Source organism: Atopobium sp. BS2 (assembly GCF_000565075.1).
Lineage (GTDB): Bacteria > Actinomycetota > Coriobacteriia > Coriobacteriales > Atopobiaceae > Lancefieldella.
Genome location: NZ_JDFG01000031.1, coordinates 1 through 20,081, shown reverse-complemented (window position 1 = coordinate 20,081; position 20,081 = coordinate 1). Strand labels below are relative to the sequence as shown.

20 protein-coding genes are annotated in these 20,081 nt (G+C 50.3%); 16 read left to right on the top strand and 4 right to left on the bottom strand.

What is annotated here, in order from left to right:
• Window positions 1-468 precede the first annotated feature (468 nt).
• Complete coding sequence (locus tag HMPREF1492_RS03760; protein ID WP_035436037.1) at window positions 469-1,608, bottom strand: helix-turn-helix domain-containing protein; 1,140 nt, start codon at window positions 1,606-1,608, stop codon at window positions 469-471.
• A 349-nt stretch (window positions 1,609-1,957) separates the two neighbouring features.
• Here HMPREF1492_RS03760 and HMPREF1492_RS07705 point away from each other — a divergent pair, with 349 nt between their 5' ends.
• The 3 genes from HMPREF1492_RS07705 (at window position 1,958) to HMPREF1492_RS03745 (ending at window position 4,178) form a co-directional block, all read left to right on the top strand.
• Window positions 1,958-2,578: a hypothetical protein gene (locus HMPREF1492_RS07705; protein ID WP_198014340.1), complete on the top strand. Its 621-nt coding sequence runs from the start codon at window positions 1,958-1,960 to the stop codon at window positions 2,576-2,578.
• Window positions 2,579-2,748: 170 nt separating this feature from the next.
• Window positions 2,749-3,705, top strand: a complete 957-nt coding sequence (locus HMPREF1492_RS03750; RefSeq protein ID WP_051479387.1) for a patatin-like phospholipase family protein — start codon at window positions 2,749-2,751, stop codon at window positions 3,703-3,705.
• A gap of 77 nt (window positions 3,706-3,782) precedes the next feature.
• The gene (locus tag HMPREF1492_RS03745) at window positions 3,783-4,178 is read left to right on the top strand and encodes a hypothetical protein (RefSeq protein WP_035436052.1); all 396 of its coding nucleotides are present in this window, start codon (window positions 3,783-3,785) and stop codon (window positions 4,176-4,178) included.
• 435 nt (window positions 4,179-4,613) lie between these two features.
• Here HMPREF1492_RS03745 and pfkB read toward each other — a convergent pair whose 3' ends face one another.
• On the bottom strand, window positions 4,614-5,552 hold the full coding sequence (gene pfkB / locus HMPREF1492_RS03740; RefSeq protein WP_035436031.1) for a 1-phosphofructokinase: 939 nt from the start codon (window positions 5,550-5,552) through the stop codon (window positions 4,614-4,616).
• A 249-nt stretch (window positions 5,553-5,801) separates the two neighbouring features.
• Window positions 5,802-6,827 carry an alpha/beta hydrolase gene (locus tag HMPREF1492_RS03735; RefSeq protein ID WP_084054977.1) on the bottom strand — a complete coding sequence of 342 codons (1,026 nt, stop codon included), beginning with the start codon at window positions 6,825-6,827 and terminating at the stop codon, window positions 5,802-5,804.
• A gap of 332 nt (window positions 6,828-7,159) precedes the next feature.
• Between HMPREF1492_RS03735 and rplM the strand changes: the two genes are divergently transcribed.
• The 8 genes from rplM (at window position 7,160) to tsaE (ending at window position 14,029) form a co-directional block, all read left to right on the top strand.
• Window positions 7,160-7,600, top strand: a complete 441-nt coding sequence (gene rplM / locus HMPREF1492_RS03730; RefSeq protein ID WP_035428787.1) for a 50S ribosomal protein L13 — start codon at window positions 7,160-7,162, stop codon at window positions 7,598-7,600.
• 3 nt (window positions 7,601-7,603) lie between these two features.
• A complete protein-coding gene (gene rpsI / locus HMPREF1492_RS03725; protein WP_035436029.1) occupies window positions 7,604-7,999 on the top strand; it encodes a 30S ribosomal protein S9 in 396 nt (131 codons plus the stop codon).
• A 228-nt stretch (window positions 8,000-8,227) separates the two neighbouring features.
• A complete protein-coding gene (gene glmM, locus HMPREF1492_RS03720) occupies window positions 8,228-9,571 on the top strand; it encodes a phosphoglucosamine mutase (RefSeq protein ID WP_035436027.1) in 1,344 nt (447 codons plus the stop codon).
• A 24-nt stretch (window positions 9,572-9,595) separates the two neighbouring features.
• Window positions 9,596-10,126, top strand: coding sequence for a holo-ACP synthase (gene acpS, locus HMPREF1492_RS03715; RefSeq protein ID WP_035431588.1), 531 nt, complete (start codon window positions 9,596-9,598; stop codon window positions 10,124-10,126).
• Window positions 10,127-10,129: 3 nt separating this feature from the next.
• Window positions 10,130-11,755, top strand: coding sequence for a bifunctional ADP-dependent NAD(P)H-hydrate dehydratase/NAD(P)H-hydrate epimerase (locus tag HMPREF1492_RS03710; RefSeq protein ID WP_035436023.1), 1,626 nt, complete (start codon window positions 10,130-10,132; stop codon window positions 11,753-11,755).
• Window positions 11,756-11,764: 9 nt separating this feature from the next.
• Window positions 11,765-12,919, top strand: a complete 1,155-nt coding sequence (gene alr, locus HMPREF1492_RS03705) for an alanine racemase (protein WP_035436022.1) — start codon at window positions 11,765-11,767, stop codon at window positions 12,917-12,919.
• Entirely contained in the window at window positions 12,919-13,494 is a 576-nt protein-coding gene (locus HMPREF1492_RS03700) for a uracil-DNA glycosylase (protein ID WP_035436020.1), read from the top strand. The genes alr and HMPREF1492_RS03700 overlap by 1 nt, the downstream gene beginning before the upstream one ends.
• Window positions 13,487-14,029 (top strand): tRNA (adenosine(37)-N6)-threonylcarbamoyltransferase complex ATPase subunit type 1 TsaE, encoded by a 543-nt coding sequence (gene tsaE / locus HMPREF1492_RS03695; RefSeq protein WP_232215611.1) that lies wholly within the window; start codon window positions 13,487-13,489, stop codon window positions 14,027-14,029. Before HMPREF1492_RS03700 ends, tsaE begins: the two co-directional genes overlap by 8 nt.
• A gap of 292 nt (window positions 14,030-14,321) precedes the next feature.
• Here tsaE and HMPREF1492_RS03690 read toward each other — a convergent pair whose 3' ends face one another.
• Window positions 14,322-14,921, bottom strand: a complete 600-nt coding sequence (locus HMPREF1492_RS03690; RefSeq protein WP_035436017.1) for a hypothetical protein — start codon at window positions 14,919-14,921, stop codon at window positions 14,322-14,324.
• Window positions 14,922-15,056: 135 nt separating this feature from the next.
• Between HMPREF1492_RS03690 and HMPREF1492_RS03685 the strand changes: the two genes are divergently transcribed.
• The 5 genes from HMPREF1492_RS03685 to HMPREF1492_RS03665 all read left to right on the top strand — a co-directional run bounded on the left by HMPREF1492_RS03685 (window position 15,057) and on the right by HMPREF1492_RS03665 (window position 19,764).
• Entirely contained in the window at window positions 15,057-16,004 is a 948-nt protein-coding gene (locus HMPREF1492_RS03685) for a hypothetical protein (RefSeq protein WP_051479386.1), read from the top strand.
• A 47-nt stretch (window positions 16,005-16,051) separates the two neighbouring features.
• Complete coding sequence (locus HMPREF1492_RS07700) at window positions 16,052-16,987, top strand: hypothetical protein (RefSeq protein WP_198014339.1); 936 nt, start codon at window positions 16,052-16,054, stop codon at window positions 16,985-16,987.
• A gap of 50 nt (window positions 16,988-17,037) precedes the next feature.
• The gene (locus HMPREF1492_RS03675; RefSeq protein WP_035436015.1) at window positions 17,038-17,985 is read left to right on the top strand and encodes a hypothetical protein; all 948 of its coding nucleotides are present in this window, start codon (window positions 17,038-17,040) and stop codon (window positions 17,983-17,985) included.
• A 129-nt stretch (window positions 17,986-18,114) separates the two neighbouring features.
• Window positions 18,115-19,041 carry a hypothetical protein gene (locus HMPREF1492_RS03670; protein ID WP_232215610.1) on the top strand — a complete coding sequence of 309 codons (927 nt, stop codon included), beginning with the start codon at window positions 18,115-18,117 and terminating at the stop codon, window positions 19,039-19,041.
• 144 nt (window positions 19,042-19,185) lie between these two features.
• Window positions 19,186-19,764 (top strand): cysteine hydrolase family protein, encoded by a 579-nt coding sequence (locus HMPREF1492_RS03665; protein ID WP_035436013.1) that lies wholly within the window; start codon window positions 19,186-19,188, stop codon window positions 19,762-19,764.
• The last annotated feature ends 317 nt before the right edge of the window (window positions 19,765-20,081 follow it).

Sequence of the window (20,081 nt, the reverse complement as noted above, 5' to 3'; positions counted from 1 at the left end):
GCTCAACCATTACGGTATTTTACTAAGTCTTCAAGTAGTGTTCGTGCCATACCGTTTAAATCTAATTTGTGATCTTGGGTGTAGGAGAGCTCAGTTTCGTGTAAAGTTTGCATTGCGGTTATTTCCTTTCTGAATTGGTTGTGCTGACTATATTTTAGGAAATAACCGCACTTCTTTTAAACACCTGAAATGCTTGCTTACACCACTTTTCGGGACACGACCATAATTAGTTCACTTTTGGATTAATCGAGGTTCAAAAATCTACAGCGCCAGCATGACGCACATATTTGCATCGGTTTTGGATTGCGCGGGCAACAAAAAGCAGGTGTCTTTCTAGGGATCCTTGTGGTCGCACACAAAAGAGCTCGGCCTGTCGAGAAGACCGAGCTCTTGCGAGTCACACCTGACCAGCGCCTCCGACCAGCGTGTCTGCCGTGCGCCCGAGCGGTCGCGATCTGATGGTCGCGCTTACTTTTTCTCCAGAGCGTTCAGGATGCTGATGATGATGTGGTAGAGGAGCGCGGAAACAGGCCAGATAATCCAGGAACTTTTCCAGTCCTTGGTGATTAAGCTATAGCCCACGTACAGCAAGGTAATGGTGCCAAAATACGCCCTGGCAATTGGCCTGTACTTCAATGCTGCGGATTTGGAGTCTCTCTTGTTGCTTTTCTCGTCGTGAGAGAAATCGCCTTCCTGGAGAAGAACCCTATAGCCATCTCTGATGATTCCCGAGTAAACCAGCAGGTAAACGCCAAGAGAAACCAGAATTGCTGCCACGAAGAAGCCAAGGGCAAAGATGAGGCCAGTCCCATAGTACGAGGCAATAAGGAAGGGGATGGCGCTCAGGATGGTAAGGCAGACACCGGCGGCTTGTTGCATGTAGCGCAACGATTCGGTTGACTCGGCGCGTCTACGAACGGCGGCTTCGACACCGTACTGGAGCTCGAGAGAGGCCTCCTTGAGCTGCTTAAACTTCGCGAGCTTCATGTCCTGGAGAATCAGCAGGCCAACGCCCGCAGCAATGAAGAGCATCATGATGCAAATGCCTGCGATACCCATCGCATCTGGAGAAATGTGCATCGGATCAAAGTAAAGCGCGTCTTCGCTGTATGTTGCAAGCGAGACAAGAAGCGCGGGCCCCAGGATAAAGAGGGTAATTGCACCTGCCGTGGGGCGAGAAGTTCGTGCGATTGCATCCAGGTATTCGGTGGCTGTGTCGAGAGAAACGCTGAGCTTCGGTGCCACAGTTTTGCTGGTAGATGCGTTGTCAGTGGAAGATTCGCCAACGGTGCCGCCGTCAGTGCTGTCCGTGGTGCTGCCTACGGTGCTTGCGGCAGCGGGATCCGAAGAGTCAACCTGCCCCGAAGAGGCCGCATAATCAACAGCGATGGCAGTGGCTGGAAGCTCTTCAAGCTCGTCTTTGAGCAGGTAGTCTGTGGAAACGCCAAAGAGCTCGCTCATAGCCATAATCTTTTGAATATCAGGCATGGAAGCCATAGACTCCCATTTAGAAACTGACTGCCTCGAAACGCCAAGCTGTTGTGCAAGCTCTTCTTGTGACCAACCATTACGCTTTCTGAGGCTCATGATTTTCTCGCTCAGTAACACGGCTATTCCTTTCTGTTGGTGATGTGGTGGGATTCACATGTGATGGCTATTACTCTAAAAATTGCCTTGATTGCACACCACCAAGTTGAGTTGGAAATTTGTCAACTCTGAGTTGCGTAATAGTTTACCTGCAGAAATGTTATCAAATTTTGGAAAAATAGTTTTAAAGGTCGTTCAAATTTTTTGTGCGTTCACGGAATATGTCGACCAGATGCGACATTTGTACAGTATGTATATGATAGTATCTGCTTACGGAGAAACTAAATAATCCATACCAGAAAGGAATGCGCTAAAAATTCTTGTGTATCTGGTCATCCGTATGGTGCATAAAAATTTGCGCAAAAGCCACATGAAGAACTTAAAGGTATGCATCGCTTCATCTGCTCTTGTAGCCGCATTGGCACTTGCTCCAGCATTTGCGCTGGCAGAGGGCACAGCGCCTGCTCCTACAAGCACTACCGGTGCTACTGCTACTACTGGCGTAACTCCTATTCCTGCACCAACTAGAGAGCAGCTCATGGATCCAACGGTTAATCCATACGCTCCTGAGGACGCATACTTCCTTCCTGATGTTACTAACCCAATTCCAGACGGATTTATGGTTGGCAATGCTGACGGCGTAGTCATTGTCGACAACGGCGATGGCACTGTTACCGTTAAGGGTCACTGGACTCCTGCGCTTGATTTTGACGAGGTCATTGAAGTTCAGTTTGTTCGCATCCCAGCTCCTGATCCAACTCCAACTCCAACTCCAACTCCAACCCCTGATCCAACTCCAGCTCCAGCACCAGAGCCAGAGCCAGAGCCAGAGCCAGAGCCTGCTCCAGCTCCTGCTCCAGCTCCTGCACCAACACCAGCGAAGAAGTCCGTACTCCCTGCAACTGGTATCGCAGATGTTGTAGTTCCAGCTTCTGTTCTTGCAGTAAGCGGCCTTGGTTTTGTTGCTGCTTCTCGTAAGGTTCGCAAGTAGGGGAAGAGCCTGCGGCGCCGACCGAGTTGTAAAGCCGACGGGTTTCTCGCCAGAAAAATATAACGTGCATGTAAAGCGCCTGATATTCAGGCGCTTTTTTGTGTGGAAAACCGGGCGGGCGGCCGGGCAGAAATTGGGTACACTCTGAATAACAAAGTTCGGAGGTTGTTATGGACGATCAGCAGCAAAAACTCTCGCAGAACGGCGGCGCGCGCCAGGAGTCGGCGCACTCATCTTCAACTGCGCTTGTTCTAGAAGGCGGCAGTTATCGAGGCATTTTTACCGCTGGAATCCTTGATGTGCTTCGCGAGAAGGGCGTCACCAACTTTGAGAGTGTGTGGGGAGTTTCCGCAGGTGCCATCAACGCTGTGAGTTTTAGGTCTAAGCAGATGGGTCGTGCCATGCGCATTATGCTGGCATTTAGGGACGACCCCCGTTTTCTTTCGATCCGCTCGCTGATCACTACTGGCGACATTGCGGGTGCGGATTTCATGTTTGACGAGATTCAAAACCGCCTGGATCCCTGCGATAACGAGGTGTTTAACCAAAATCCCATGCAGATGTACGCGGTGGCGTCCGACGTTACGTTTGGCACACCGGCGTATCTGCACGTAAAAAAGTTTCCGGAAGACGTGACCATGGTCCGAGCGTCCGCGTCGATGCCAACGGTTTCTCGCATGGTTGAGCTGGACGGACATCGTTATTTGGACGGCGGAACTACCGATTCAATTCCTTTTGCGGCGGCGCTTGGCCTGCCCGACGGAAAAGCAGAGCGTGCGGTTGACGTACCTGACCATACGCCAGCAAAGAAAGCGCTGGTCATTGTCACGCAGGACAGGAACTTCGTAAAAACCGACGTCAACGAGCAGATTGCCATTCGCTCACAGCTCTATTCCTCATATCCGTACTTTGAAGCCGCATTGGCTTCTCGCGCCGAGCGTTACATGGATCAGCGCAAACAGCTCTTTGAGCTGGAGGAAGAGGGTAGAGTGCTGGTGCTTGAGCCTCCCGAGCCAGTTGAAGTTAAAGTTAACGAGAAGTCCGGTGAGGCCCTGTTGTCTCTGTACCTGACAGGCCGCCAAGTTGCACTTGAGCGCCTCGAAGAGATTAAAAGTTTTATCGAGTAGGGTGCGCGAGCTAGCGCTCGCGCGACCTGCGCAGGAATCAAAAATTGATACGAAAAGAGTTTGTTTTGAAGACGCCAATGAACAAGTTTTTGAAGGTAATGTTTGCGCTGGTCATCGTCGCGATGACCGGTGCGGCAATTCTGCAGATCGTCGCCCCCGAGTACATGGGAAGCAACGCTGCTTATGGCATTTCAACCGGATGGCAGCGAGAGATTGGTTTTTGGAATCTCGCGGTACTCATCATTTTGGTCACCACTTGCTTCCACTACGATTGGGTCTATCTACGTGCGATTTTGCTCGCGCTGATTCTGGGCGGCATTGGAATTGGAACCAATCACTTCATCCATTTTTTGAGTGCTCACGAGTCGGTAAATTTGGTGGGCGCTATCGAGAATTACGTTCTTGCAGTTGGTTGGATGATTGGCTGGAAGCTCGAATGCAACCGCAGGAAAACCGCGGGTGCTACTGATTAACTGCGGAAAGGTCGCGAGCGTTTTCGCACGACGGCGCTTCGAGTGAGACGTTATGCCCGCGACGTTATGCGCACGACATTATGCGCGCCTGATTTTCTCGCCATGTCTGAACTATTTGCCGGAAAAGTGCACCATGTCTGAGTGATTTTGCCGGTTTTTATCGCCATGTCTGAGTAAACTTACTCAGACATGATGCAGTTTTCAGGCTCAAAATTTAGGGTCAAAGCGCCTATCGTTCACGCGCCTGATTTTGTCAAAGAATCTGTAAATTTTGCCTAAAATCATCAAAGAATCTGTGGATTTGCCTGATTTCTGTAAAGAATCTGTGCCTCAAATACAGATTCTTTGCACTTTTTAGGCGCACATTGCTAGACAGGCCCGCCTGGCGAGAAACCCGGTGCACCCGCAGCTCCCCGCGTGCTCGCACCCCGAACGCTAGCGCAGGCGTGTGAGCTGCACTTTCTCGATAAGCGAATCCACAACCGAGCGCTCCGCCGCCTGAGTTCCGCTCTCCATGACGTTTGCGGCGCCCGTGGCCATGGCCAGTCGCAGCGCGTCTTCTGTCGAGAGGCCCTGTGCATCTGCAAAGGCAAGCGCCGCCACAACGGAGTCACCAGCACCGACAGTACTTCCTACCTGGACTTTTACTGGACCAGCATACCAAACCTCGTCGGCCGTAGCGTAGACGGCGCCGTTGCCGCCCATGGAAACGCAGACCGTGTCGATGCCACCAGCAACAATCTCGGATGCGGCGGCGGCGATCGCGTCCACGTCGGCAAGCTCACGGCCAAGCATGGCGGAGAGCTCGTGATCGTTTGGCTTGGTGAAGTATGGCTTCTGCTCGAGGCCAGCTGAGAGGGCTGCGCCGTCAGCGTCCAGGTATACCTTCAACCCGGCGTCGCGCAGAGCACGAGTCCAGCGGCCATACGTATCAGCGGCAGCTCCGCGGGGGAGGCTTCCGGAAAGAACCACAATATCGCCAGCGGAAGTCTTGGCAATCACGTCAGCAAGTGCCTGGTCAAGCATGGTGTCGGTGACCTCGGGACCAGGCTCGTTGATGTCGGTATTGGTGCCGCCCTCAGTATCAACGACCTTCAGGTTGGTGCGCGTCTCGCCAGGAACAGAAATCGTCTGGACCTTGATGTTATTCTCGCCAAGTGTATCGGCGATCCATTTGCCGGTTTGACCTGCAAGAACGGCGATAGCGGTAGACTCTCCGCCCAGCTTAGCGATAACCTTGGAGACATTGATGCCCTTGCCGCCCGCGTCCTGCCTGAGCCACGTGATGCGATTCACCTGGTCAACGGCAAAATTTGGCACCTGGACGGTCTTGTCCAGAGCGGGGTTGAGCGTGACGGTGTAGATGCTGGGCATAGTCGCTCCTCGGTTTGCGGCGCCGCAATCGGCGCTTGAACGGCACTTCCAAGCGGCGCAAGTTATCTACGCTGATAATACTTCAGTTTCGGCAAAAAAGTAACCGCGGACAGCGTTGTTACGCGCATGTCCGCGGTCTTTTCTGGCGAGAAACCCGGCGCACTCGCGGCTCGCCTTGGACCCGCGGCCCGGTGGCGCACACGCCGCTCGCCCTGCGCCGCCCCGCGCTGCCCGGCGCGCCGTCAGCGCTTACTTGCTGTCAGCGCTCTTGAACTGGTCGAGAGCCCAAGCATACGCAGTTGGGGCAACCCTGGACCAGTACTTCCAGTTGTGGTTGTCGCCGGAGTCGCGCTGGTAATCAACGTTGATGCCAGCATTTTTGAGCTGCTCAACAAAGGCGTCCACGTCAGCAACAGGCACTACGCCGTCGTCTGATGTTGTTGCAACAAAGAACGAAACCTGACTTGGATCAACCTCACCAAGATACTGAGTTGGGAACAGCTTCTTGTACAGATCCCATGACCAGCTGGTGGTGCCGTCGCTAAAGGCGTGCTGAGACGTATAAATAAAGTTGTCGTCAGCAAGCGTTGTCCAAACGGAAGGCGAGAGCAGAATGCCCTTGCTAAAGTAATCGGAGTGGTGCAAAACAAAACGAGCTGCACCATAACCGCCCATGGAAATGCCGCCGATTGCGTGATCCTTGCGGTCCTTTGACACGCGATACGTGCTCTCAATGTAAGGTACCAGGTCGTTCATGATGGCGGATTCCATCTTGAGGCCGCGATCAGCGGAGTCAATGTAGAAGCTATTAAAGCCGTCGACAAAGACTACGATAGCTCCCTGACCAGCGGTTTGAATGGCCTCGTCAAGCATCGCAGATGAATCAAAGCGCTCAAGCAGATTGCGGTGATTGCCATACAGGCCATGCAGCATGTAAATAACAGGATACGTCTTATCGGGATTGGACTCGTAGTCTGCAGGCAGGTAGACGTCGTAGTTCCAGTCCAGACCAAGGGTTGGCGAGTAGAACGATGTCGCCTTAACCGTACCTTTAGGAGCTTCGTCTTTCTGCGCCTCCGTTTGAGCGGTTGAGCTGCCCTGAGCGTTCTCAGAAGCGGCTGGTGAGCAACCATAAAATGGAATCACCAGCAAAAGCGCCGCAAACAGAGCAAGCGAGGTGCTCAGAACAACATGGTTCTTGAAGCGGGTTTTGAGCTGGCTGCCCAGCAACGCAATGTTCCGGTGCAAACGTGCGACAAAATCTGTGTCACGCATTGTTTCCTCCTGACGTTGTAGCTTTGACCTTGGTGTAAACATACGAGCACGCCCGCACTTCTCGCCCTATGAAATAAAAAGTCGAAACAAAATGCATCGCACAGCAGGCCAAGTGGTTGTTCTTGTGCTGTGGACGGCTTTTCAATGTGGAGAAACCCGTCAAATTTGAACGAATTGTTGCATTCGTGAAGCGTTCAAAATTCCCGCGTACAACTGCTAAAGAGTGGAGTATACTTTTAAGGCTTTTCCACAGAGCCCCGTAATCTCTGACAAGAAAAAGCATCGATGACCCGTCCAGGGGTTATCAACTCGTAATTCGTAGGAGGAGTCAAGTGAAGAAGTCGACTCAGTTCGCCAAGGCTGGCGAAGTCGAGCGCAAGTGGGTGCTCATCGACGCTGAGGGCGCAACGCTCGGTCGTCTGGCTACAAAGGCTGCCATGATTCTTCGTGGTAAGAACAAGCCACAGTACACCCCAAACGCTGATACTGGTGACTTTGTTGTCATCATCAATGCAGACAAGATCGTCCTTACTGGTGTTAAGGCTGACCACAAGGAGTATTGGCGTCACTCCGGCTACCTTGGTGGCTTGAAGATCACTTCCTTCAAGGAAGAGATGGAGAAGCACCCAGAGCGTGTTGTTGAGCACGCAGTCAAGGGCATGCTTCCTAAGACCACTCTTGGTCGCAAGCAGGGTATGAAGCTTAAGGTTTACGCCGGCGCTGAGCACCCACATGCTGCACAGAATCCCGTCAAGATTGAGCTGGAGGGCTAAACGATGGCAGATAACACCGCTGTTTACACCGGCACCGGCCGTCGTAAAGAGGCCGTCGCTCGTGTTCGTCTTGTTCCTGGAACTGGTAAGGTTACCGTTAATGGCCGCGAGGCAACCCAGTACTTTGGTCGCCAGCAGCTCGTAGACAACGCAACCGCACCTCTCCGCATTACCGATACCCTTGAGCGCTTTGACGTCTTCGCAAACTGCGATGGCGGCGGCATCAATGGTCAGTCCGGCGCACTTCGCCTGGGCATCGCTCGTGCTCTTCTTGAGGCTGGCGAGTATCGTGATGACCTTAAGAAGGCCGGCTACCTCACCCGCGATTCTCGTGCGGTCGAGCGTAAGAAGTACGGTCTGAAGAAGGCTCGTAAGCGTCCTCAGTTCTCCAAGCGCTAAGGCCGCTGGACCCAAAAAAGTCCTCACAAAGAGACCTGTTGTATATCGGCAGGTCTCTTTTTTGTATACTTTTAAATGGTTGCATTTTGCATATTTACGCAACCACTTCAGTCCGCACGTTCTTCTCGCCATCTGGCGAGAAGCCCCACCTGTCGAGTAGTTCGCTGGCGCTTCGCGCGCACGTTGCTCTCCACCCGACAACATTACCTTTGCAGCTAGGAGACGCTTATGAAGTACTTTGGAACCGACGGCTTTAGAGGCCGCGCAAACGAGGGTCTGAACGTCGATCACGCGTATAAAATTGGCCGTTTCATTGGCTGGTATTACGGAGCTAAGCAGGCTCGCAAGGCTCGTATCATCATTGGTAAGGATACCCGCAGGTCAAGCTATATGTTTGAGTCCGCGCTTGTCTCGGGCCTGGTTGCTTCTGGTGCTGACGCGTACATGCTGCACGTCATTCCTACGCCTGGTGTTAGCTTTGAGGTAGTAGACGGTGCCTTTGACTGCGGCGTCATGATTACTGCGTCCCACAATCCGTTCACCGATAACGGCATCAAGCTGGTCAACAAAGACGGCTACAAGATGGACGAGGACGTCCTTGAGCAGGTAGAGGCCTATATTGACGGCGAGTTTGACGTTCCTCTGGCAACCGGTGACAGCATTGGCCGCACGGTTGATTACATGCAGGGCCGCAACCGCTACATCTCCAGCCTTATTGCTAGCTGCGGTTTTAGCCTCCAGGGCCTGAAGATTGGCCTGGATTGCGCTAACGGCGCAGCTTCTAGTGTTGCTCGCCCTGTTTTTGACGCACTGGGCGCCGAGACCCACGTTATCAACAACGCTCCAAACGGCCTCAACATCAATGTTGATTGCGGCTCCACCCACATTGACCAGCTGCAGCGTTTTGTGGTCCAGAATGGTCTTGACGTGGGCTTTGCCTACGATGGTGACGCTGACCGCTGCTTGGCAGTTGACGAGCGCGGCCACGTGGTTGATGGAGACTTGATTCTCTACGTTTGCGGCACCTACCTCAACAAGTATGGTCGCCTGGCAAAGCAGACCGTGGTTACTACCGTCATGAGCAACTTTGGCTTGTTCAAAGCATTTGACGACGCTGGCCTCTCTTACGAGAAAACTAGCGTAGGTGATAAGTACGTCTACGCTTGCATGAACGAGAACGAGTACAGTCTGGGTGGCGAGCAGAGTGGTCACATCATCTTTGGTGACCTGGCAAAGACTGGTGACGGCATCTTGACCAGCCTCCGTATTATGGAGGTCTTACGAGCAGAGCGCGAGAAACTCTCTGAGCTGACTCGTCCCGTTACACTATATCCACAGCAGTTGGTTAACGTTCGCGTCACCGACAAAGAGGCTGCTATGCAGTCTCCTAAGGTCAACGACGCAGTTGCAGCTGCCGAGAAGTTCCTTGAGGGCAATGGTCGCGTGTTGGTCCGCGCTTCCGGAACAGAGCCTTTGGTGCGCGTTCTTGCAGAAGCTCCAACCGATGAGCTCTGCCAGCAGGCAAATCAGATTGTGCTCGACGCACTTGAGGAGTATAGGCTCAGCGCTTAAGCGCAGATAGATCCAGGGGATACGATGGCACTGGCAGGAATAGGTGTAGATATGCTTGAGATTGCCCGCATGCAGCAGGCAATTGAGAGACGCCCTCACTTTATTCGCCGTATGTTCACCGATGCCGAGCGTGCGTATTGTGAGCGCACTGCTCGTCCTGCGGAGCACTATGCTGCTCGCTTTGCAGCAAGAGAAGCCGTGCTCAAAGCCTTAGGAACGGGTTTCTCGTCTGGTATTGGTTTTCAGGATGTTTCTGTTGAGAGAGATCAGCTGGGCAGGCCACAGGCTCGTCTTGCGGGCAAGGCTGCACAGATTGCAGCCGAGCAGGGCGTGCAGGAGATTGCGCTTTCTATCTCGTACACCAGAGACGTGGCGGTAGCCAATGCGGTTGCGGTAACCAACGCCGTAAAACCCAAGGTAGATCAAAAGGAAGATGCTGCCCAAGAGCTGGCACGTTCGTTCAAAGAAGCTCGTTCTGTGTTGGATGAGCTTGAGCGCGTGCAAGAACCTATAATTGAGACAACCTTTGATGATGTTGTTAAATCCGAGGAGTAAGTTATGCAGCCGGTACTAAATGTTGAGGACATCAAGCGCGTAGAGATTGCGCTGACACGCGTGGGCGTGAGCGTTTCCGAGCTCATGCACCGTGCAGGTTACGCTGCTGCTCAAGAGGCCCTTGGCATGGGAGGGGACATCTCTAACGTTGTCATCCTCGTAGGTCTTGGCAATAACGGTGGAGATGGCTGGGTGGCAGCAGAAGCGCTGCGCTCTAGAAACTGCAACGTTAAGGTAGTCACTCCGCTTGAGCCTGATCAGATTTCCGGCGATCTTGCACGTCAAATGGCGCAGCGCGCCGTTCGCGCGGGAGTTTCCGTGCTTGTTGGCCCTTCTCGTCAGGAGCTGATTGACCTGCTGGCAACGGCTGACGTGGTGCTTGATTGCATGCTGGGCACCGGCTTCCACGGCAAGGTCCGTGCTCCGTTTGATATTTGGATTGAGTGCCTGAATCAGTCTGGTGCTCGCGTACTTTCCGTTGACGTTCCCAGTGGCCTTTCTGCGCAGAAGGGCCAGGTAGAAAGCGCGTGTGTTGTCGCTGACGTTACCGTTACCATGATTGCGCTCAAGCCCGGCCTTATTGCAGACGCAGGCCGCGACGTTTGCGGCTCCATTGTTGTGGCTCCTCTGGCCGAGCAGACTGAGCGTCTGGTTGTTGAGGCAGATCCTGTTGCCTGGCGCGTTGACCTGGAAGATTATCTTGCTTCTGTTCCTGCCCAGCTCAACGACTGCGATAAATACTCTCGTGGATCCGTATTGGTGGTTGGTGGCTCAAGCCGCTTCCCCGGAGCTGCTGTTTTTGCTGCTAAGGCAGCTGCTCGTGCGGGCGCTGGCTACGTTACGCTGGCAGTTCCTGAGGCCATTGTCAGCTGCGTTCAGATGATGTTGCCAGAGGTTCCCGTTATTGGCCTCCCGTGCGACGCTGAGGGCGTGTTTACCGAGGAAGCAGCTCCACTGGTGCTGCAGCTTGCCGCTATGCGCACCGTTACGCTGGTTGGCCCTGGCATGCGCGTCTCTGGAGGAACCGTCAAGGTTACCTCCGCGCTGCTTGACTCTGAGCTGCCCGTTATTGTTGACGCCGACGCGCTCAACTGCATTGCTCGCCTCACCAATAACAACCTCCCAGATTTCCCCGAGCTCACTCGTCGTACCGCTCCGCTCATCATGACGCCGCATCGTCGCGAGCTTGGTCGCCTGGTTAACCAGGTAGACAATCCTCCTGCAAGCTTGGTGGGTCAGCTTGAGGCTGCCCGCAAGATTGTCTGGGCAGACGGTGGCTCTGAGCTGGTCATTGTTGCTAAGGGCACCGCTACCGGTTGCGTGGGCGTTCAGAAAGCTGTTCTGCCCAAGCCTGGTCCCGTTACGCTGGCAACTGCTGGCTCTGGCGACGTTCTTGCTGGTACTATTGCTGGCCGCTTGGCTCAGGTTGCTGGTCAAGTTGATGACCTGCCAACCTTCTGCTCACTTGCCTGTGAGGTTCACGCATACGCAGGTCAGCTAGCTGCCGAGAAGTTCGGTGTACGCGGAGCTATGGCTGGCGACATCTGTGACGTTATTGGCCTTGCCTCCGATGCACTTGAAGAGCAGATTGCATTCCCTATGACAGACTTTGAAGAAGCTGCGGAGTAGGTGAGCCTGATGTCGGCATATCCCCAGGATAGATGGGCTTGGATAGAGATTGATCTTTCTGCCGTCCGCCACAATGTAAAGGCGTTTAAGGCCCAGCTTAACCGCGGTGTCAAAATGATGTGTGTGGTCAAGGCCGACGCCTATGGTCACGGCGCTGCTCAGTGCGCTAAAGCCATGCAGTCCGTGGGTGCTGATCAGTTTGCCGTTGCAACAGTCGATGAGGGTGTTGAACTGCGCTGTTCCGGTATTGATAACCCCATCCTGGTGCTTTCCGAGCCTCCAGTCACTTCCATTCCAGACCTCGTCCGCTTTGATATCATGCCTTCCGTCTACACGGTGGACTTTGCCCTTGCGTATGGCGAGGCTTCCGCCGCAGCTAATAAGGTTGGCCGCTATCACCTGGCCATCGATACCGGCATGACCCGCATTGGCGTCAGGCGAGAAGATCTACTTGAGGTTCGCGGTTCTATCGATTTCCACAGGGGTCTTGAATGCGCTGGTACGTTTACGCATTTTGCTACGGCCGACGTGCTCGACAACTGGGACTTTGACCTGCAAGTTAATCGCTTTATTGAAGCGGTTACGGCACTCAAAAACGCGGGCTATGAGCTGGGCTTGGTTCACGCTGATAACACCCCTGGCACTGTTCTGCACAAAGATATCCAGTTTGATATGGTTCGCGTGGGCATTGGCCTGTATGGACTTCATCCAAGCAAGCTCACCATTCCCCGCATTGACCTGCAGCCCGTTATGAGCGTGCGCGGTCGCGTGACGCGCGTGGTCTATCCGGCTGTTGGCGACGGCGTTAGTTACGGTATGACGTGGCGTGTTCCTCGCAATAACATCCAGGTAGCTACCGTGCCTATTGGCTACGCCGACGGACTTGCACGTAGCCTTTCTAACCGCATGGATGTTTTGACGCGCGGAGACCGTGTCCGCCAGGTGGGTAATATCTGCATGGATCAGTTTATGATTGCTGTTGATACCGCAGGTACACACGCTAATAAGCCTGCACACGAAATTCGCCATGGTGACGTGGTTACCCTTATCGGCAAAGACGGTGACCAAGAAATCACTGCAGATGAGATGGCTGACCTTCGCGAGACCATCAATTACGAGGTAGTTTGCAACTTTGGTGCGCGCCTCGATAAGGTGTACATCTAATGGCAGTCACGCTTGACGAGATTCGTGAGCAGATTGCTGATTGCAAGAAGTGTCCGCTGTGGGAAACACGCACCAACATTGTGTTTGGTGGCCCAAATCCTACAGCTCGTGTCATGATTGTGGGAGAAGCTCCTGGTAAAAATGAGGATCTAAGCGGTCAGCCTTTCGTGGGCGTATCGGGCAAAAAGCTTGATACACTGTTAGAAGAAGTTGGCCTTTCTCGCCAGGATGTTTTTATCTCTAATGTGGTCAAATGCCGACCACCTTCAAACAGAAATCCCAAGGTAGCTGAGGTGGAGGAGTGCTCCCCATACCTTCGCGATCAGATTCGTGCCATTAGACCAGACGTTATTGTCTGCCTGGGAAATTTTGCAACGCAGTTTGTCATGCATACCGATAAGGGCGTGACGGAGCTGCGCGGCAAGTTTTATCAGATAGGCGCTTTTAGCGTGCTACCCACCATGCATCCCGCATCAACTATTTACCGTAAGGAGTGGGCGCAGTTCCTCAAAGATGACCTGCGACTTCTTGCTGATTGGCTTGAGGAACACCCTCGAGGAGGATCTTGTGAATAACCTTTCTACCAGCGCAAACGACGCTGCAACAAACAACCTGCCAGAAAAAACTGCGGCCGGCACGTATGTTTCTACCACCACCGAGCAAACTATTGCTCTTGGTCAGATTCTGGGCAAACTCCTGCAAGCGGGAGACGTTCTGGTGCTTACAGGAGACCTGGGCGCTGGAAAAACGCAGCTCACCAAAGGCATCGCTGCTGGCATGGGCGTCACGGATGACGTGACCAGCCCAACCTTTACTATCGAGATGGTTTACGAGGGCACAACCATACCGCTCTACCACTTTGACCTGTATCGCTTGAACGATCCCGACCAGCTTGAAGATACCGGCCTGTACGATGCACTTGAGTCTGATGGTCCAACTATCATCGAGTGGGGAGAGCAATTTGCAGAGCAGATTGGCGAGAGAACCCTTGATGTGTATGTTTCTAGGCTATCTGAGGAAGAGCTGGGATCTGACGACGCTGAGCCTCGTCGTGAGGTTCGTTTTATCCCGCAGAATGCTCGCGGAGAAGAGATTATTCAGTCGCTTTAGTTTTTATCAACATTTTTGTTGGCAAAAGTATTTTTCACCCAGTTATAGATATTTTAAGAATATCTTTAGCTGGGTGTTTTAGCAGCATATCTGTACTTTCTTTTCATATGTTTACAACGCTTGGAACTGTACTGACTGCACTTGGTCTCCGCAAGAAAAAGCAGCAGTAAGCTGTAATAAAAGTTTGACTAGAACAAAACGCTCCTAGAAACAGAAGTTCCTAGGAGCGTTCTTTTTGGCAATTTGTGGACTGTGGCCTGTGGCTTGTGGCCGGTTGAGCCTTTAAAACACGTTAAATAATATATCCCTTTGCAACAGCCCAGTTCCAGATGCGGTCAGCCTGTACTTCACAGCGCTGCTTAAGTTCAGCAGTGTTAGAACCTGTGAAAGTAACTTGCTGGACAGAAAGAGGAAGGTTATCTGGTCTAGTAATAGTTAGAGTTGCGTTGTTCATAGCCATACGAGCTGTCTTGTTAGCACCAACGCGGACCTTAACAGTAAAGTAACCACGATCAACAGGCCACTCGGTAACTTCTCCACTATTGGCTGTTCCAGACCTGAATCCATTTGCATTAGCAATAATGCTATAGCCATTCATAAAGAAACCAGCTGCAATAAGTAAGCCACCAATGGCGCACAAAAGAATTCCTGCAAAAATGGTGCCCTCACCATTTAAATTAAAGAAATTCCAGAGGCCGCCAACAGCAAAAAACGCACCGGCTGCCCAACCAACAAGAGGGCTCGCAGCTCCCTGAGGTTTACCAAAATCAATTACATCGTAGGTAAGAGGAATTGGGGAGGTGTCGTTTTTATCGTAAAGATAAACGTTGCCTGGAATTTCCTGTTTTTGAGCGGGTTTTTGTGGTGCTTCTGGTGGAGTTGGAAGCGACATAAATCGTCCTCCTTTTAACTGATAGAACCGTTCAGGATATTAAAATTATCCTATTTGAGAGATTTATTGTAACATATTGGATAGTAGAGGCTTAAATTTTTTAATTTGGCACTGCTCCCACTGAAAGGATGCTTAATGAAAAGACGTCAACTAGCACTGACTTGTGCATTGGTCCTTGCGCTTTCATCAGGTGTTGTATTTACTGCGTGTAACCCTAATATTTTTGGTCCCTCCGCAGAAGAAATTGCCGCTCAGAAGGAAGCAGAAGAGAAGAAAGCTGCTCTTGCTCCCTTTGTAGGCATTTGGGAAGCCAAGTCAATTGAGGATGAAAAAAATGGCACAGTCACTGAAGACATGTACAAAGATGTTAGAGATGTTTATCTAGCAATTTATGGCTATGACTTCTCTGACGATGGCACTGGTTTGTTTGTTCGCTTCGGTGCACAAAAGCCATTTACTTGGTCTGTTGATGCCGATGGAAAGCTTACTATTACCCTTGCAGGTAATGCTGGAAGCTATACAGCAAGCGTTGATTCTTCAGGCCAGATGACCGTTGAAGGCTCTGATGGTTCTAAAGCTATCCTTACTCAGGTAAGTACAACCTCAGGTGATTATTCTCATATTAGGTATGAGCCATTTAATCCACTAACAGGAACAGGCAATATTTCTAAAAACAAGTCATCGCATGAAACTAAACTACGCTTTAATATCACCACTGAGCTTGATCAGGTTATTGTTGATACCGATGAGCTCTATGTAAGGCTTATTGGCATCGCTTCCCTTAAAGACCTCAAGGGTTTTGAGGGCTATGTCTTTGAGGTTATTAATAGAACTCCTTATACAACCGGCTATCAATTTACTATTCAAGATCCAACCGATGGTTATTGGGCTTATGGATTTAACGTGTTAGAGCCAGGTGAGAGAGTCTATGAGTATGTTCTTAATGACCAACGTAGAGATAAGTCACTTTCTGAAGTCACGGATGTAAAAGGCACTCTTGAGTATGACCACTCTAGCAATGGTGCCCTTCATAATGACGAGAAAACCGTGACATTTGATTTGCCTACTGGGCAGAGCAAGTAACAGTTAAGAGTTAGTTTTATATCGCTGCACGTATGGAAGGAAGTTTAATGAAAAAGCGTCAAATGCTGTTAGGATGCCTGCTTGCACTGGTGCTTTCTGTAAGTGCAGTGCTTAGTGCATGCTCATCAGGGGATAACAGTCCCGCAGGAAATAAAAAGTCTGCTGGTCAGATCGTAGGTGTTTGGGAAGCTTATGACATCTTTGAACCCGGACTAGGAAACCTGAGGGAGGGAGCAGCCTACGACGATTATAAAGAACAGTTCCATGCAATTTATGCTTTCAGCTTTGCTGAGGATGGAACTGGCTTGTTTACTCGCTTTGGCATAATGAAGCCTTTTACCTGGACTGTTGATGCAGAAGGAAAGATTACAGTTACCCTTGAGGGAACTGCGGGATATTTTACGGGACAGATTGACGCTGAGACTGGCAGGTTAAGGCTCAAGGGCACTGGTGACGATGAGACTGACGCCGAGCTTAAGCAGATTTCAACTACTGCTGGAGACTATGCAAGTGCTACCTATCAGCCATTTGACCAACTTACCAATAAAGGTACCGTACCAACCATGGTCAGGTATGATGATCTCAAGTTCAAGAATTTTGAAATAACTCGAGAGGTCAATAAAGTTCTTATCGATACAGATAAGCTGTATATGAATCTGTATGCTATCGCTCAGGTACCGGGAAGCTCTCAAGAAGGTTACGTATTTGAGATTATCAACAAGTCTCCTGACTCATTTTACGGAGAGTTCTCTCTTGGAGATCGAGTTGGTCCTCTGAATGCCTTTGGTCAAGCCTCCTTACAACCTGGTGAGAAGTTCTATTTGTTCGTTCCTAATGTCTCGCAAACACCTGGATCTCTTGTGGCACTTTCTAATCCAAAAGCTACGGTTTCTATTGGTTACAGTAACGCAACAACCTATACACCTGTTTCGGAAAGGGAGAAAGTACAGCTTGACCTAAATATCCCTCCTAAGTCTGAGTAGCAAAAGAACGCATATCTTCAGCGTGCTCTCTACTATTGAAAGGACACTTGATGAAAAAACGTAAAATACTGCCAGTTCTTGCGCTCATCTTGGCGCTCTCTACTGGTGTTATGTTTACAGCTTGCACTCCTAACATTGGTGGGCCTTCGGCTGAAGAAATTGCAGCTCAGAAGGAAGCAGAAGAGAAGAAGGCTGCTCTTGCTCCGTTTGTGGGCGTTTGGGAAGCAAAGTCTATTAGTGATCCAAAGAAGGGCGAGATTCCCGAGAGTGTCTATCCAACAGCAAGAGACACATTCCAGGCCATTTACGGCTATGACTTTTCCGATGACGGCACTGGACTATTCATCCGTTTTGGTGCTCAGAAGCCCTTTACCTGGACCGCTGATGCCGATGGCAAGATTACCATCACTCTTGCTGGCAACGCCGGAAGCTATACAGCAACCGTTGATTCCTCAGGCCAGATGACCATTGAGGGCTCTGACGGTTCCAAGGCAGTGCTTACCCAAGTAACTAAAACCTCAGGTGATTACTCTTCTCTTAAATATGCTCCATTTGATGCACTTACGGGTAAGGGAACTATTGGAGGAAATTATTCCTCCCATGATGACTTCTACATGAATTTTAAGGTAGTTACCGAGGTCAACAGGGTTGTTGTTGATAATGACGACATGTACGTTAGATATGTTGGAATCGCCACAACACCAAGCGGTCAAACCGAAGGTTATGTTTTTGAGGTAATCAACAAGTCCGATAAGACGGCTTCATATGACTTTAGGCTGGATAATTCGGATTCCACTGTGTTTGGAACAGCTCTTAATGTTCTTGAGCCTGGTGAGAGATTCTATGAGTTTGTAGTTGATAGCTCCAAAGCAGATGTACCTCTGGCTAAGCTTTCTGAATCTAAGGGAACTTTTAAGTATTCCCATGTTGCAGATGGAAGCAGTCTTGAAGACGAGAAGACCGAGCAGTTTGATTTGACGATTTCACAGAATAAGTAATGCACTCAGACGATACCTAGATTGAGCAGAATGAACTTCGTTAAAAAAGTGTCGCCAAGAAAGGACATTGTCAATCTAGAGAGCTTTGGTGTTGGAGGGACTTTCTTGAAACAGCGTAGACTACTTTTTATGCTTGTACTTACACTTGTGCTTTCTACCAGCATTGTGTTTACGGCTTGTACTCCTAACATTGGCGGACCATCTCCTGAAGAGATTGCAGCTCAGAAGGAAGCAGAAGAGAAGAAGGCTGCACGTGCTCCGTTTGTGGGCGTTTGGGAAGCAAAGTCTATTAGTGATCCTAGCCAGGGAGATATCCCCGAGAGTGTTTACCCAACGGCAGTAGAATCCATGAAGTCAATTTATGGCTATGACTTTGCTGATGACGGCACGGGTAATTTTATCCGTTTTGGCGCTCAGAAGCCTTTTACCTGGTCTGTTGATGCTAATGGAAAGCTCACTATCACCCTTGCAGGCAATGCTGGAAGCTATACAGCAACCGTTGATTCTTCGGGTCAGATGACCGTTGAGGGCTCTGACGGTTCCAAGGCAGTCCTGAAGCAAGTTACTAAAACATCTGGTGATTATTCCAGCTTTAAGTACAAGCCTTTTGACGCAATGGCAGACAAGGGCACTATTGCGTATAACTTCTCTTCTACTAAGGGCGAATACAAGATGCGCTTTAAGCTGAAGACCGAGGTTGACAAGGTTCTTATCGATAATGACGATCTCTATGTCAGGTATGTTGGTATTGCTAAATCCCCAGATGGTTACTCTGAAGGCTATGTCTTTGAGATTATCAATAGATCTGAAAACTGGGTAAATTGCACCTTTAAGTTAGATAATTCTGAGAATTCCGTATGGGCTAACGATTCCAACTATCTTGAGAGCGGCGAGAGGGTCTTTGCATTTGTTATTAATGATTCTTATCAGAAAAAACCTCTTGCTGATCAGACTGAGGTAAATGCAGTTGTTGAGTACTACCACATCAAAGGTGGTAAGAGCATGGAAGACACTAAGACAGAAAACGTTGACCTGATAATCTCTCAGAAGAAGTAAGTGTGCCGTTGATATGAGACAAGTACGTACACATAAAACATTTACGTGTTGAACGTGGAATACAGAGACGTCACCTGTACAATGGGTGGCGTCTATTCTTTTACTGGTCGCTCTTTTGAGCTTAAGAAAGAAGCGTGATCTATCATGCAGAAGGCTTTGATTTCAATTGACTACACCTACGATTTTGTAGCAGATGACGGAAAGCTTACAGCAGGTAAGCCAGCTCAGGCTATTTCAGATGCTATTTATGAAGCTACAAAGTGCGCTTTTGATCGTGGCGATTATATTTTCTTTGCTATTGATGCTCACGATCCAGAAGACAACTTCCATCCAGAGACTAAGCTTTTCCCACCTCACAATATTATTGGAACAAGTGGTAGAGACCTGTTTGGCCCTCTGAATGATTTCTATCAGCAGCACAAAGATGACAGCCATGTGTTCTGGATGGACAAGCGTCACTATTCGTCCTTCTCGGGAACTGATCTTGATATTCGTCTGAGGGAGCGCGGCATTAACACGGTCATCCTAACCGGCGTTCTTACCGACATCTGCGTGCTGCACACAGCGGTTGACGCTTACAACCTGGGTTATCACATTGAGGTTGTTGAGCCAGCAGTTGCATCGCTGACGCCTGAGAATCATCAGTTTGCGCTTGCGCATTTCAAAAATACCCTTGGGGCAACATTGGTTGATGCAAAACTCAACGAGATTGAGAGCGTATAAGTAAATTAGCGGCTTCGTAAATTAGTTAAAGCATTTATTTGACCCAAGGTTAGAAACTTGGGTCTTTTTGTTCGAGGCTTTAGCCTGTTGAGCGCGTTAGCGTAGGCTTTTAGGCCTGGCGCACAAAATAGCGCAGCTTTGGTAGGTTTTGCTAAAGAATTGACATGTTCCTAATCAAGATAGCCTGGCTGATAGGTGGTCGCACTACCTGATATGCATATTTGTGCATAAACTTCATCTAATATGCTTGAAAATGAATAGACTTATATAAGAAATTTAACTATCAATAAATTCTGTATCTATAGAACACACCTAAG

Coding starts and splice junctions, on each gene's coding strand:
- pfkB (WP_035436031.1), bottom strand. CDS start 5,552: ATGCCCAGCATCTACACCGTCACGCTCAACCCCGCTCTGGACAAGACC.
- HMPREF1492_RS03700 (WP_035436020.1), top strand. CDS start 12,919: ATGGCAGTCACGCTTGACGAGATTCGTGAGCAGATTGCTGATTGCAAG.
- HMPREF1492_RS03735 (WP_084054977.1), bottom strand. CDS start 6,827: ATGCGTGACACAGATTTTGTCGCACGTTTGCACCGGAACATTGCGTTG.
- alr (WP_035436022.1), top strand. CDS start 11,765: ATGTCGGCATATCCCCAGGATAGATGGGCTTGGATAGAGATTGATCTT.
- HMPREF1492_RS03675 (WP_035436015.1), top strand. CDS start 17,038: ATGAAAAAACGTAAAATACTGCCAGTTCTTGCGCTCATCTTGGCGCTC.
- HMPREF1492_RS03710 (WP_035436023.1), top strand. CDS start 10,130: ATGCAGCCGGTACTAAATGTTGAGGACATCAAGCGCGTAGAGATTGCG.
- HMPREF1492_RS03745 (WP_035436052.1), top strand. CDS start 3,783: ATGAACAAGTTTTTGAAGGTAATGTTTGCGCTGGTCATCGTCGCGATG.
- HMPREF1492_RS03665 (WP_035436013.1), top strand. CDS start 19,186: ATGCAGAAGGCTTTGATTTCAATTGACTACACCTACGATTTTGTAGCA.
- HMPREF1492_RS07700 (WP_198014339.1), top strand. CDS start 16,052: ATGAAAAAGCGTCAAATGCTGTTAGGATGCCTGCTTGCACTGGTGCTT.
- HMPREF1492_RS03670 (WP_232215610.1), top strand. CDS start 18,115: ATGCTTGTACTTACACTTGTGCTTTCTACCAGCATTGTGTTTACGGCT.
- HMPREF1492_RS07705 (WP_198014340.1), top strand. CDS start 1,958: ATGAAGAACTTAAAGGTATGCATCGCTTCATCTGCTCTTGTAGCCGCA.
- glmM (WP_035436027.1), top strand. CDS start 8,228: ATGAAGTACTTTGGAACCGACGGCTTTAGAGGCCGCGCAAACGAGGGT.
- HMPREF1492_RS03685 (WP_051479386.1), top strand. CDS start 15,057: ATGAAAAGACGTCAACTAGCACTGACTTGTGCATTGGTCCTTGCGCTT.
- HMPREF1492_RS03750 (WP_051479387.1), top strand. CDS start 2,749: ATGGACGATCAGCAGCAAAAACTCTCGCAGAACGGCGGCGCGCGCCAG.
- HMPREF1492_RS03690 (WP_035436017.1), bottom strand. CDS start 14,921: ATGTCGCTTCCAACTCCACCAGAAGCACCACAAAAACCCGCTCAAAAA.
- acpS (WP_035431588.1), top strand. CDS start 9,596: ATGGCACTGGCAGGAATAGGTGTAGATATGCTTGAGATTGCCCGCATG.
- rpsI (WP_035436029.1), top strand. CDS start 7,604: ATGGCAGATAACACCGCTGTTTACACCGGCACCGGCCGTCGTAAAGAG.